Source organism: Flavobacterium adiutor, assembly GCF_048282555.1.
In the GTDB taxonomy this organism is placed as follows: domain Bacteria; phylum Bacteroidota; class Bacteroidia; order Flavobacteriales; family Flavobacteriaceae; genus Flavobacterium.
This window is the reverse complement of sequence record NZ_CP182487.1, coordinates 3,154,216-3,167,977: the sequence shown is the minus strand read 5'-3', so window position 1 is coordinate 3,167,977 and position 13,762 is coordinate 3,154,216. Positions and strand designations below refer to the sequence as shown.

The following is a 13,762-nucleotide window of genomic DNA, read 5'->3' as shown; positions in this document are numbered from 1 at the left end:
TTTCACAAAAAAATGATTACAAAAGCAACACTAGAAGATATTCCCGCATTAGTAACCCTAATCAACTCCGCTTACAGAGGCGAAACGTCTAAAAAAGGCTGGACAACCGAAGCGCATTTGCTCGAAGGAAAAAGAACCGACGAAGCCGAAATGACCGAAATCTTTCTGGAACCAAAAAATACGATTCTGAAATTCACAGAGAATAATACGATTATCGGTTCGGTTTTATTGGTAGAAAAAGAACATCAATTGTACTTAGGAATGCTGACCGTTTCGCCTGAACTGCAAAACAGCGGCATCGGGAAAAAACTTTTAGCCGAAGCCGAAAAACAGGCGAAAGCTTTGGGATTATCCAGCATTATTATGACGGTTATTTCGGTTCGGGAGGAACTTATTGCGTGGTACAAACGCCATGGTTATGTGGATACAGGTGAGCGTGAGGCTTTTCCTGTGAGTGATATTCATGTTACGGTTTCTGATGAGCCTTTGGAGTTTATTTATTTGGAGAAAACTCTATGATTTTTTTTCACCATATAAGTGATATAAGTTCATTTAAAAAGTTGGTCTGAAAATATTCCAGGTCGCAAAGTTCATATTATAAAGATATAATAAGAAGCAGTTGGTAACCTAAAAAATCCCCATATTCTCAGGCTTTATCGTAAATCCTAAACGTATCATGCTCTTATGTTCCTGATAATCGATTAAACTTTCTGTATAGCCTACAAACCATTGAAGCGTGAGGTAATAATTTTCGTTTTTGTAGGGCCTCCAGTTTACCTGCGTCTGTAAAGATCCGTAATTGATCAGACCACTTCCTTTTCTGAAAAGAATGTCTGCACTCCATCGCCCCGGCTGTATCTGATAAGTAGCACTCGCTTCGCCATAACCCACATATTTCGTCAGTCCGGGATTGTCTTCCTTGTCCACAAGCGGAATCCAACCTCTCAGACCCACTACCCAGCGTGGTGAAATCTGTGATTTTAAAGAGAAAGCAAGCATGTTCCAGGTTCGTGAATAAATAGAATCTCTTCCATTGGATTCGTGTTCGAATGAGATTGCTCCGTAGGTCAGTCTTTCACCTTTTAAATAAAAAGGTCGAACAATAGCTATACCCGGATTAAAATTAATTTCTGAAAATGGCTTTGAATTAGCATAAATATCCCAAAAAGCTTTTTGGGTGTACATCAAATAAGGAAAAAAGCCTCCCCACAAAGGCTCTGAATTCAATCTAAGTTTAAAACTTACCTGATATTTAACATCGGCATTATCGCTGGTAACATGTGTATTGATTGGAATTCCTGTCAAAAAATAATTGTCTCTGTGAACCGAAAAACTGGGTTCTTTCAACAGCGAATCTGCTGCCCTAAAATTTTTTTTAGGTTCTAAAATAGTTTCCAGAATTTGAGAATTAACCGGGATTGATAATAAGATAACGTGAGTTCGATATAAGAATATTTAAGCAACAAGTCTGTTATTTTCAAAATCGACATTTATAGAAGGCTTTTTAGGAAAAAAAGAATAGGCTATAAGTCCTGATAGTAAGTTTGTTATAAAATTATCAAAACTCCTATGTCTTGTATGTTCTATTTGGCAAATATTTTTCAATTGATCATAAACAGTTTCGATTAATGATCGTTTTCTAAGCATAATTTTGTCTTGTAAAAGCATTATACTATTCTTCATATTCTTTTTGATTTTAGTGACCAAATGGACTCCATCAATAAAAAGTTGTTCAAACAAATCTTTTCCAATATATCCCTTATCTCCAAAAAGTTTTCCGAATATTCTTTTATGAAAGTTGTTGCTTTTTAATGGTTCTCTATCGTCAACATTGGCTTGAGTAAGCATAAAATCAAGAATTTCTCCTTTGTCGTTTATAATCAAATGCAACTTAAATCCAAAAAACCATCCTGTTGAAGTATGCCCTTTTGTTGCTAAATCCTTAAATGTTTTGTGTTGTTTTTCTCGTCTAATATGGCATGATCGTAAAGGGGTTGAGTCAATAATAGAAATTCCTGTACATTGTCCCAAACAACAAGTTTTCAAAAATAGCGCCATTGGCACAATAGCTTTTTTTTGAAGTTCTACAAATCTGTTATAGGAAACAAGGTTTGGGAATTCTTTTTTCAAATGCTTCCCAATATAAAACAAATAAAAATGCTTCAAATTTTTGTAACCCATAGCGTGGAAAAGCACTAAAATAGTCATAACTTCACTATCAGTCATCGTAAATTTTCGGTTTCTTTTCTTTGGAGAATCTTTTTCATTTAAGCTATGAGCAGTCATGGTTTTATCAAATTCTTTCGAGAATTCGTCTATAATAAAGTAAATTTCTGTAATTTTAGCATTGGATAACATAGGGATGGTTTTAATTGTAATTAGTTGTTTGTCAGACATTAATATACAAAAACCATCTCTGTTTTCCAAATATTTTTTACTTCCTTATATCGAACTCACGTTAAGATAGTAAAAATCAATAAATATTTTGAACGCATTCTGTAATGTAAATTTGGATTTTTCGTTTTGCACAAGTTAAAGTATTTCAATACAAAATATTAACTCAAAAAAATAAAAGTTAAACCCAAATAAATAATAATGAAAAATAAGGTGCGTATTTAAGAAAGTAAATCACTTTTGCTATTTTGAAGAAAGCTTTAAGTGTTGTACCACAGAGATGCACTAAAGGAAACGCAGTGATTCGCAAAGTTTTCACGCAGATTTAAAAAGATTAAAGCAGATGCACGAAGATTATCTGCTTATAAATCTGCAGACCCAAGCGACAGCGAACAGGTGAAGCAATCGGCGTGAAACAAAAAACTTTGCGCATTCGCGTCTTTACGAGATTCATTAAGGCAAAACTTAAATTGTCTTATATGACTTGTACGATAAAAAAGGTTACAAAACAAGTTCCTCAAACAGCCTCTGAATTGTTTCCTCTAAATCCCCGCACAAACCCGGATGTGGCCTTGAGGTCTGAATAGCAGAACTTCTGATAGCTGTCAGCCATCGAAAACGCTCCGGTATATCAAACTCAGCAATTGGGCCGCCGTCTTTGGCTCCGTTGGCGATTTTTACTAATGACGTTAGATTGCATTCTAATTGTTGTATGTCGAAATCATTAGAAAGAGCTTCTATTTTTTCTTTATTTAAGTAAAAAAGAACCTTTATGAACTTGGCTTTTTTGCAAAACAAAATAATTCCGATATTCAGGAATTCTTCGCGCTCTACCCTTGGCACAACACGAATTACAGCATACTCGTATAAGTGACTATCTTGCATTTTGAGCCTGATTTACAAATATTTCGGAATTCTCTAATCTCGTTTTTAAAAACTGTAAGTACACCTTTCGCAAGCCTTCTGGTGTTTCATCTGTATCTTCCCACTGCAGCCATTCCAGCGGAATCGTATTGACTATTTCTTCTAAAATTTCAGCTGTCAGAATCGCTCTGAATTCGGCATCAACTTCTTTCAAAAGTGAAGCCTGAGGCAGTAAAACGTGATCTTTAATCAAGGCAAACGGACTTTTGGCGTGCTGTTCCCAGTTGTTCCATGAATGATGAAAATACAAACACGCACCGTGATCAATCAGCCACAATTCTTTATGCCAGATCAGCATATTGGTATTCTTGAAAGTCCGGTCGACATTGGTAATGTAAGCATCCAGCCAGACAATCTGCGATGCTTGTTTAGCCTCTACAGTTGTCACCACAGGATCAAATGTTATGGCACCAGATAAAAAGTGAAGCGCCAGATTGAGTCCCTGGCTTCCCTGCAGTAAATCCTGAATCTCTTCGTCGGCTTCGGTACGCCCAAAAGCTTCATTCAGATTGGCAAAAACCAATTCCGGAAGCTGTAGTTTTAACGCTTTGGCAATCTGTCCGCCTATTAATTCGGCAATAAGGGCTTTTACGCCATGTCCGGCACCTTTGAATTTGAGGACATATTTAAAATCGTCATCAGCTTCCGCCAAAGCAGGTAAAGAACCTCCCTCGCGTAAAGGTGTTATATATCGGGTAACATTGACCGTTCTGAGATCGAAATTGTTTTTCATATAAGTAAAATATATTTCATATGTAGTATTTACTATGCTACAAACTTACTCTTTTAGATCATTTGATTCTTATACTTGATTAATTTTTAGATTTTAAAAATGCGATAATTTTTAAATATTAAAAATGTTGGGAAGATTATTCATATCGTCAGATCGTGTTTTTTGAGCAGGAAAATGCAACAAAAAAATGTATCGGGCGCCGTTTTTCATAATAATTTTTTTCGTTCTCGATACAATCACAATCCTGATAAAAATCGGGATCGGAACTAACAAAAAATTATATCCGACAGAGTCATTTAATTTTCCCAACCGATCCTGTTTCTGAAGGAATAAGTTCAAAAACAGAAGTAGGAGCAAGGCCAGATTCGATTCTGTGAGAAACGTACAAAATAGCGACATTGGTTTCCTGTCGGATGGTATTAATTAGCTGAATTACTAAATCTACATTTTCATCGTCTAATCCTTCAACAGGTTCATCCAGAATCAGTAAAGGAGGATGTTTTAAAACGGCACGAACAATTAAAGCTACTCTTTGCTGTCCGATCGAAAGGTCTATGAAACGTTTCTTTTTTAGATGACTCATTTCAATTGCCTCCAGCCATTGTGCAACAATTTGTTTTTGTAAAGTGGTAGGTTCAATATACAATCCGATAGAATCAAAAAATCCGGATAGAATCATTTCTTCCAGGGTATGGCTTTTTTGAAAAAGATCCATCATAGAAGTGGTATACATTCCGATTTGTTTTTTGATTTCCCAAACGCTTTCACCGCTTCCTTTTTTTCTACCGAATAAAAATAAATCCTGGCCATATCCTTTCGGATTATCACCTGTAATTAAGGATAGAATTGTACTTTTTCCGGAACCATTAGGGCCAATTAGCTGCCAGAATTCACCTTGTTTAATAGTCCATGAAATGTTGTCCAGAATTTTTCGATCTTCATAACTTACTGAAATATGATCCATTTTTATTAATACACTTTCGTGAAAAGTAGCCACTGGTTCATGAGCCTTTGGAATTGCAGCTGTATTTAAGGTTTTAAAATGGTTTTCGGTTTTTGAAATAGGATATAAAGTAAACGAGTTGTCTTTGATCTGGACTTTATTCAGCACAAAATCCATTAAATCAACCGTACGATTTACAAGCTGGATAATTGAAATAGTGTCCGTCAGTTTTTCTAAAGAAATTGCTAAAGCCAGACGGGAAGCCTGATCTAAATGATCGAAAGGATTATCAAAAATGATAAAATCCGGTTTCTGGCTTATACAGTATTTTAAGAACTCTTTTTTGCGTTCACCGGATGAAAAAGTACGCAATTGCCTGTGTGACTCAGGAGATGCTTCAACAGATTCGTATTGATATTCTCTTTCTATGAATTTTTCGATTGAAATGTCTGAGAATAGAATGCCTTTTTGGTTATTAAAAACGGCTAATTCTTCTTTAGCTTCTCCTGAAAGCAGGGTGTCTATGAACTTTTTTTTATTAACCTGATTGGTTAGAAGGATGTCCCAATGTTGTTTTTGATGCATTATTTATTTCTTAAAAAGTATTCTGTTTTCTTTGTTATTAAGTTTTCAGAGTTATTTTATTAATTGAATTATTATGAGAAGTATGTAATTGTCTGTAAATTTTGGAATTAAAACTAAATAATAGAAACTTTTAAGTTTGCAAATATACTTTATTTGACCATTTGAAAATAACTACTAATTGCTTAAAATTCCATTTTCAATGTAGGATCTTTTAAGATGCTGGTCAATTTTACCTTTTCATTGTTTTAAATGTAAAAATCATACTTAGTAATCACAACCGGTTGTTTTTATTTGTAATTTAGTAAAAAAATGTACTAATTTTTTGAATGAACCAATAATAAAAAACCGAAAAAACTTTAAAAACCGATTATGAACATTAAAAACAAAACATTCTTGAAAGTCATGTGCTTTGTATTCTTGGCAACATTAGGGTTACAAGGATTTACTGTCTCATCAGGAGGCAAAATTGATCCTAATGCTAAAAACGATACGATAAGAAGTATTGAGCCTTACTTTAGTCCTGCAACAAAATCAAAAAAGACACCAGATTCTGAAGGATTTATTCAGCGTTGGCTGCTATTAGAACCAATTAACAAACCAAATCGAAGTAATACTGTCTTTACTGATAGTTACCTCAGAACCGCATTTTCTACTGAGTATTTTCCAAATCAGTTTACAGGCCTTCCTAAAAATGGAGATAAGGTAAAAGTTGGGGATCAGGAGCTAACATGGCATGCACTGGACAGCAAAAAATTCAATGTAAAATTATTTCGTTTAGCTTATGGATTAAAAAAAGAGATATATGGGGTTTTATTTTGGTCAGTAACAGTAGTGAACAGTCCAAAAGAAATGAAGAATGTAAGATTGGCTGTAGGTTCAAACTCAGCATCAATGTGGTGGGTAAATGAAAAAGAAGCTGTACTGCTTTCAGGAGACAGACGTATGGTAATGGATGATTGTGTCTCGCCGCGTTTAACACTTAACAAAGGGAAAAATATAATTCGCGGCGCAGTAATCAACGGGCCCGGAATGAGTGATTTTTGCGTTCGTTTTCTGGATGAAAAAGGGCAGCCAGTTAAGGATTTAACTATTACTCTGGAATAAAATTAATCTCATTTGTATAAATTTTGAAATTATTATGAAAATAAGAAATAAATTAATAGGCAGAACAGCCCTTTTATCAATATGGCTAACTGGAGCAGTAAATGCCCAGACAGGAAAACCATTTATACATGATCCGTCAACAATCATGGAATGTGAAGGAAAGTATTATACATTTGGCACTCGTGGAGGCGGATTAATTTCTGAAGATGGCTGGACCTGGAACGAAGGAGGCGTAAGACCAGGAGGAGGAGCTGCTCCTGATGTAGTAAAAATTGGTGATCGTTATCTCATTGCCTACGGCTCAACTGGCGGTGGACTTGGAGGCGGTCATGACGGACAAATAAATACGATGTGGAATAAAACTCTTGATCCAAATTCTCCAAATTTTAAATATTCAGAACCAATAGTGGTAGCTTCTTCCAGTAATATGGAAGATAACGACGCAATTGATCCGGGACTTCTTTTAGATCCTACCGATGGTAGATTATGGTGTTCTTACGGGACCTATTTTGGTTTTATCCGACTTGTGGAACTTGATCCTAAAACAGGAGCACGCATAAAAGGCAACAAAGCGATAGATATTGCAATTGATTGTGAAGCAACTGATCTGCTATATCGTGATGGATGGTATTATCTTCTTGGGACACACGGAACTTGTTGTGATGGTGCGAACTCTACTTATAATATAGTGGTAGGACGCTCTAAAAAAGTTACAGGGCCATACCTTGATAATGTGGGTAGAGACATGTTAAAAGGAGGTGGTAAGATGGTAATCGCAGCAGGTGGAAGAGTTAACGGCCCCGGACACTTTGGACTTGTTGACCTTGGTGATGGAGTTCATAAAATGTCCTGCCATTATGAAGCAGATCTGGATCAAAACGGAAGGAGCGTATTGGGTATTCGTCCTTTATTATGGAAAAACGGATGGCCGGTTGCAGGAGATAATTTCAAAGAAGGAACTTATGAAATTGAATCAGAAAGAAGGGGATATGCTTTAGAGTTAGCGGTAGATTTCGTTCGCATGCCAGGCAGAATGCGTCCTTGGGAGCATGACCCTAATGAGCCGGTAAAAGCTGTTCCTTCTCAGCAACTATCAGATGTAATGGATACCTGGCCTAAAGGGAATACCGGTATTCGTATAGGAGATTATATGTTTCGTCCTCATCAAAAATGGACCATTACAGCAGTTCCAAATGCGGGAGGATATCTTGGAGCACCGTATTATAAAATAGTAATAGCAGGAACAGAACGTGCATTAGCAGCCACACAAGAGGGTGAATTAATAAGCGTTCCTAAATTTACAGGCGCGTCAGAACAATTATGGCGTATTGATCAATTAATTGACGGAACCTACAGGATAATGCCAAAAGTGGTTCCGAATTCTAATGAAAAATTAGCATTAGTTTCTTCTGGAGACAGTACACCAACACTTGCAAAATTTGATATGAATAGTGATAATTCTAAATGGAATTTTAGAGCACACTAATATTTGTTCAATACAAAATGAAAGGCGTACTTAAAAACAGGTACGCCTTTCATTTTTTTGCTGATTAAGTAATTTAATTTTACTTTGTTACCATAGGTTTATTACTTCTAGACCATTCACTCCATGATCCTACGTAAAGGTGCGGAATTGGAATTCCTGCATAATCCATTGCTAATAGAGTGTGACAGGCTGTAACGCCGGAACCACAATGAACGATTACATTCTCCGGTTTTACGGAACCTAAAATTTTAGTATATTTTTCAGCCAGTTTTTCAGCCGAAAGGTAAAAGCCGTTTTCGTCTAAATTTTCGCTAAAAGGAACATTAATAGCGCCTGTTATGTGACCTGCAATAAGATCAATGGGTTCTGTGATACCGTCAAAGCGATTTTTGTCCCTTACGTCAATCACAATGTTTTCTGGGTTATTACGGGCTTTATCTACGTCATTAATATTTGCTAAAGAAAGCTGCCATTCTGAAACCGGATATCTTTCTGTTATGTCAAATTTTTCTGCTTGGTAGCTTAAAGGAAAACCTTTATGAATTGCCGCCTGATAACCTCCGTTTAAAACCTGTACTTTTTCATGACCAACAGCTTTTAGCATCCACCAAAATCGTGAAGCGGCATTCGAACCGCTTTTATCGTCATAAATAATAACGTGACTTTCAGGTGTAATACCAAGTTTAGACAGGATTTTTGAAAATTTTTCGATCGAAGGCAAAGGATGCCTTCCGCCGTTTGCAGGATTGTAGTCTGCTGTAGTTAAATCGCGGTTTAGATCTACATAACGGGCATTTTTTAAATGTTCTTTTTTATAATTATCTTCCATATTGACTCCGGCTCTGGCATCAACCAATATAATTTCGGATGATTTTTTTAGCTGAATCAATTTCTCGGGGCTGATTATAGGAGACCAATTCTGTGACATCTGAACTTGTTATTAATAATTAATCAGGGATTTTTTCAATCAATATTTCATTACCTGATTTATCAAAATAGGTACAAGTCATTTCCATAATATCAACACGCCATTTTGCGATTCCGCATTGTCCGGAATGGTTACAAAAAGTAATATAATCCGTCTGCCCATCCTGATGGGCTACCAGAAATTCTATAAAACGCTCTTTATTGGCTGTGTCTTCAATTTTTATTTCAGCATATTTTTCTTCTGAAATAACAGAATAATTATTTACACCATAATATTCGATATGACCGTCATTTACAAAGGTATCATACCCTTTTACACCCAAAATAATTAGATCCTGTATATAATTTGGAAAATCGGCACCACTTTTTACTTTGGCATGGGCCTCTTTTATTTGTTCGATTGTAAACATAAAAAATGATTTAAGGTTAACTTTATTGTTTCAAAAATACGATTAATGGTTTTATAAACCGATCAAAAGATTCAATATGTGGCAAATGTCCAGTGTCTGCAATTTCTACAAGTTTAGAATTCGGAATTGCTTTTTGTGTTTTTTTGCCCAGTTCGGCATAATTGCCTATTGTTTTTCTCACTTCTTCAGAAACGAGGGGTTTTCCTAAAGCTGTTTTATCCCTGGTTCCGATGATTAGTAAAGTTGGGCTTTTGATATTTTTAAATTCGTATAAAACCGGCTGGGTAAAAATCATATCGTACATCAATGCCGAATTCCATGCTACAACATTATAATTTGGAGCTGTTGTCCATCCAGCGCCAAGTTCAGCCCACTTTTGGAAATCAGCATTCCATTTTCCATCATAATAATTTGTCATTTGGTATTTTTTGATGGCTTCATAATTTTGTTTCAACTCATTTTCGTACCACCAGTCGACAGGCTTGTAGGGAACGACTAATTTCCAGTCTTCTAAGCCGATCGGATTTTCTAAAACTAATTTCTCAACAGTTTGAGGATACATCAGTGTGAATCTTGTCGCCAACATTCCACCCATAGAATGCCCTAAAACAGCTGTTTTTTCAATTCCTAAATAGTTTAAAAGTTTTTTGGTGTTCTCGGCCAGCTGCTGAAATGTATATTGAAAATTATCCGGTTTTGATGATTTTCCAAACCCAATCTGATCTGGGACAATAACCCTGAAGCCTTCTTTTGCTAAGGCTTTTATGGTGGTTTCCCAATACGCTCCATTGAAATTTTTACCATGAAGCAAGACAATGTTTTTATTATTATAATTAGTGGGTTTTACATCCATGTAAGCCATCTTTAGAGGCTGTCGCTGATTGTGGACTTCGAAAAAACTGACCGGAAAAGGATATTCATAATTCGTTAAATTAATATCCAATGCTTTTATTTTTTCCTGCTGCGAAAAGCAAAAAAAGGGAAGTATAAGCAATATAAGTTTTAGTTTTTTCATTTCAGCATGTTTTAACTGGCGGTATTTATAAAATTAAACCTTACCATTTGAAAAGCAAAAGATAAAATCTTAAAGTTATCAGAAAATTAATTTTATAAGAAAGATTTTTCTTTTTTGAAGAAAATGTGATAAGTAGTGAGTAGTTAACTTGAATACAGGATGGAACAGGACAGACTCTCAGCGACTTCTAAGTATATTGGTTATAACTATTTAACCAAATTTAACCAATTATGAAAAAAATTACCTTAACGTTTAAGCGTGTGCTTAAATTTTTTATGATTTGCGGATTAATTACCACAGCCAGTGATTTGAGCGCTCAGACACTGGCATTTCCGGAAGCTACAGGTTTTGGAAGATTTACCACAGGAGCAAGGGGTGCTGTGAATCCTCAAATTTATTTAGTAACCAATTTAAATGACAGCGGACCAGGGTCTTTTCGTGACGCCGTTAGTCAGGAAGGTAGGTTTGTTATTTTTAAAGTAGGGGGAATTATAAATGTAGCTTCTCCAATTGCTATTGCAAAAAACACCACTATTGCAGGCCAAACAGCAACAGGAGAGGGAATTGTTTTGTTAGGAGCAAAGGTTTCATTTACAGGAGCTAGCAATACGATTGCCCGTTATGTTCGTATTCGTTTTGGGGCAACCACTCAAAATCAGGATGCATCGGGGATATCAAATGGAGCCAATATAATTTTAGACCACATGAGTTTTACCTGGGGTACTGATGAAGTGTTTTCGATTAATTCAGATGGTAAAGGAGTGAGTCCTGATAATATCACCATTCAGAATTGTATTATTGGCCAGGGAATGCATCGCCATAATCATTCAGCAGGCGGTTTGATTCAGCCCCCGGCTGGCGGAAAAGTGAGTTTGATAGGTAATTTATATATCTGTAATAAAACCAGAAACAATAAAATAAAAGGAATTAACGAGTTTGTAAACAATGTTGTTTATAATTGGGGGAATTATGGAAACACCTACGGACATACCGAATCAGGAGATGCTTACATTATGGGAGGAGATTCTCAAGGAAGTTCAGAGGTTAACATCATCAATAATTATTTTATTGGTGGCCCTAACACAAGTAATACAGTTTCATCGCCTTTCAACCGTGGAAATGATAATTTCTCATTATATGGTTCAGGAAATTATTTTGACAATAATAAAGATGGTATACTAAACGGAACATTAGTTCCATACGACTTAACAGGCTATCCTACTGGAGATATATCCACTCTTTTGTCAACACCGTATGACTATCCGATGAAAAATCCAACATTGTCTGCTGAGGATGCTTATAATAAAATTGTATCGAGTGTTGGAGCTTCTTATCCAAGACGAGATCAGGTAGAAAATTTAATGATTTCAGATTTGATGTCTAAAGGAACAACTGCTACGTATGTGTATGTACAAACTGATCTGGCAAGCAAGTTTGGTTTTATCAATGGCGGTGCAGGTCATGTTTATGGTGCTCCGGCTCCTTTGGATATGGACAATGATGGAATGCCGGATGCTTGGGAAGACGCCAACGGATTAGATAAAAATACAGCCGATGCTTTGGCAGTGAGCACAACAAATGCTCCTTACCTGAATATTGAAGTATATATTAACGGATTGACCAGTTCAACACCTTCAGATTTTATTATTCCGCCATCTAATGTCAATTTTACAAATGTGGTTTCTACCGAAGTGCCGCCATCCAGTTCTTTAAAAATCAACTGGATTGATGGCGCGACTAACGAAGACAATTATATTGTAGAACGTTCAGAGAATGGTACAGATTTCAATGTAATTGCTACTCTTGGAACAAATACGACAAGTTACAATGACTCAGGTTTACTTCCAAATACGCAATATTATTATCGTGTTAAAGCAAAAAACAGCACAGAATCATCAGTATATGAAACAGCTTCGGTAACTACACCGCCAATTCCGTCAGCTCCAGTTAAAGCATCTGCACCTAATCCGGCTACAGGACTTACTAACATTCAGCTGACAAACGGAAATTTATCATTGAAATGGAGCGGCAGTACAAATACAACAACTTATGCTGTTTATTTTGGTACTGATCCTTTAAATTTAGCTAAGCTGGCTGATGTAGCTTATGTTGCAGCTCCATCTTATCAACTTACAGGATTAAGTCCGGCAGTAACTTATTATTGGAGAATTGATGCTTCTAATGCTAAAGGAACCATAACCGGTGATGTATGGAATTTCCGTGCGCTGACACCAGAACTTGTTGGTCATTGGCCGTTTAAGGAAACAGCAGGAGAAGGCCAGCAAATTGAAGATATTTCCGGCTATGGAAACAACGGACAATTAGATGCGGCTTTCGATAATAGTAATGTGAGAGTAGCCGGAAAAGAGAATAAGGCCATAGATTTTGCAACATTAACGCCAAATAAGCTAATGGTCAGCATTCCGAATCAAGATCAGATATTCTTTGATAAAAATTCTTTTACTGTTTCATTCTGGATGAAAGCTGATGCCAGTTTAATACCCGCTGGTTCAACATTGAGTTCTTATATATTGTGTAAAGGCTCAATGACAAAAAACGCAACAACAGGGGCAACAGGAAGAAGATTTAATGTAGAAATTAAAAGTAATCAATTGCGTTTTGCGATAGATGATGATAAAACAAAAACAGAACTTGCGTCATCGCTTCCGGCAACCAGTTATTTTACAGGAAATTGGGTAAATGTGATTATTATGCGAGATGTTACCGCATCTAAATTAAGAATATATACAAATGGTGTTTTTACTAATGAGAAAACTGATGCAACAGGAACAGCTGTAGGGATTGGAGAAGCAACAGATTTAGTAATTGGTAATATCGGGGCACTTGAACTGTTTGCCAATACTACTCCGGCACCATACAAAGGATTGTTTGATGAGCTTAAAATGTTTAATTATGCTTTAACTGCTTCAGAAGTTACAGCTTTGTATAATCAAACATTTTTGAATAATGATAAATTCAATCAAAGCAAAAGCAATGTTGTTGTGTATCCTAATCCTGTAAAAGAGAAAATTTTTATCAATATTCCTGATAGTAATTTGTCTTATGTAACCGCAACTTTAAGTGATGCAACCGGAAAAATTATTCTTAGAGAAAAGATTGCGTCGGACGGGAATGGAACTTTTACTATGAATATTGCTAATAAAAAAGTATCAGGACTTTATATCTTAAATGTTTCTGGAGAAAATTTAAATAACAATTATAAAATTGTAGCAGAATAAGA

Annotated in this window: 12 protein-coding genes; 4 read left to right on the top strand and 8 right to left on the bottom strand. The window is 35.9% G+C overall.

All coding sequences use genetic code 11. The features are described from left to right. The first annotated feature begins 12 nt into the window (after positions 1 to 12). Positions 13 to 519, top strand: coding sequence for a GNAT family N-acetyltransferase (locus ACNC7R_RS13275; protein WP_417941555.1), 507 nt, complete (start codon positions 13 to 15; stop codon positions 517 to 519). A 108-nt stretch (positions 520 to 627) separates the two neighbouring features. Here ACNC7R_RS13275 and ACNC7R_RS13270 read toward each other — a convergent pair whose 3' ends face one another. From ACNC7R_RS13270 to ACNC7R_RS13250, 5 genes are all read right to left on the bottom strand, one after another. After that, the gene (locus ACNC7R_RS13270; protein WP_417941554.1) at positions 628 to 1,347 is read right to left on the bottom strand and encodes a phospholipase A; all 720 of its coding nucleotides are present in this window, start codon (positions 1,345 to 1,347) and stop codon (positions 628 to 630) included. Positions 1,348 to 1,455: 108 nt separating this feature from the next. Further along, positions 1,456 to 2,358, bottom strand: a complete 903-nt coding sequence (locus ACNC7R_RS13265; protein WP_417943122.1) for an IS982 family transposase — start codon at positions 2,356 to 2,358, stop codon at positions 1,456 to 1,458. 537 nt (positions 2,359 to 2,895) lie between these two features. Further along, positions 2,896 to 3,279 (bottom strand): DUF3037 domain-containing protein, encoded by a 384-nt coding sequence (locus tag ACNC7R_RS13260; protein ID WP_417941553.1) that lies wholly within the window; start codon positions 3,277 to 3,279, stop codon positions 2,896 to 2,898. After that, entirely contained in the window at positions 3,269 to 4,051 is a 783-nt protein-coding gene (locus ACNC7R_RS13255) for a HipA family kinase (protein ID WP_417941552.1), read from the bottom strand. Before ACNC7R_RS13255 ends, ACNC7R_RS13260 begins: the two co-directional genes overlap by 11 nt. Positions 4,052 to 4,343: 292 nt before the next feature. Beyond that, complete coding sequence (locus tag ACNC7R_RS13250) at positions 4,344 to 5,579, bottom strand: ATP-binding cassette domain-containing protein (RefSeq protein ID WP_417941551.1); 1,236 nt, start codon at positions 5,577 to 5,579, stop codon at positions 4,344 to 4,346. A 369-nt stretch (positions 5,580 to 5,948) separates the two neighbouring features. On the opposite strand from ACNC7R_RS13250, the gene ACNC7R_RS13245 reads away from it, so the two are divergent. Both ACNC7R_RS13245 and ACNC7R_RS13240 read left to right on the top strand, forming a co-directional pair. After that, entirely contained in the window at positions 5,949 to 6,683 is a 735-nt protein-coding gene (locus ACNC7R_RS13245; RefSeq protein WP_417941550.1) for a hypothetical protein, read from the top strand. 34 nt (positions 6,684 to 6,717) lie between these two features. Continuing rightward, the gene (locus ACNC7R_RS13240; protein ID WP_417941549.1) at positions 6,718 to 8,169 is read left to right on the top strand and encodes a family 43 glycosylhydrolase; all 1,452 of its coding nucleotides are present in this window, start codon (positions 6,718 to 6,720) and stop codon (positions 8,167 to 8,169) included. A 79-nt stretch (positions 8,170 to 8,248) separates the two neighbouring features. Here ACNC7R_RS13240 and ACNC7R_RS13235 read toward each other — a convergent pair whose 3' ends face one another. The 3 genes from ACNC7R_RS13235 to ACNC7R_RS13225 are packed head-to-tail and all read right to left on the bottom strand — an operon-like array spanning position 8,249 to position 10,521. Next, complete coding sequence (locus ACNC7R_RS13235) at positions 8,249 to 9,097, bottom strand: sulfurtransferase (RefSeq protein ID WP_417941548.1); 849 nt, start codon at positions 9,095 to 9,097, stop codon at positions 8,249 to 8,251. A 19-nt stretch (positions 9,098 to 9,116) separates the two neighbouring features. Next, on the bottom strand, positions 9,117 to 9,506 hold the full coding sequence (locus ACNC7R_RS13230) for a DUF1398 domain-containing protein (protein ID WP_417941547.1): 390 nt from the start codon (positions 9,504 to 9,506) through the stop codon (positions 9,117 to 9,119). A 22-nt stretch (positions 9,507 to 9,528) separates the two neighbouring features. Then, the gene (locus tag ACNC7R_RS13225) at positions 9,529 to 10,521 is read right to left on the bottom strand and encodes an alpha/beta fold hydrolase (protein ID WP_417941546.1); all 993 of its coding nucleotides are present in this window, start codon (positions 10,519 to 10,521) and stop codon (positions 9,529 to 9,531) included. Between the two features lie 230 nt (positions 10,522 to 10,751). On the opposite strand from ACNC7R_RS13225, the gene ACNC7R_RS13220 reads away from it, so the two are divergent. After that, on the top strand, positions 10,752 to 13,760 hold the full coding sequence (locus ACNC7R_RS13220; RefSeq protein WP_417941545.1) for a LamG-like jellyroll fold domain-containing protein: 3,009 nt from the start codon (positions 10,752 to 10,754) through the stop codon (positions 13,758 to 13,760). Positions 13,761 to 13,762 lie beyond the last annotated feature (2 nt).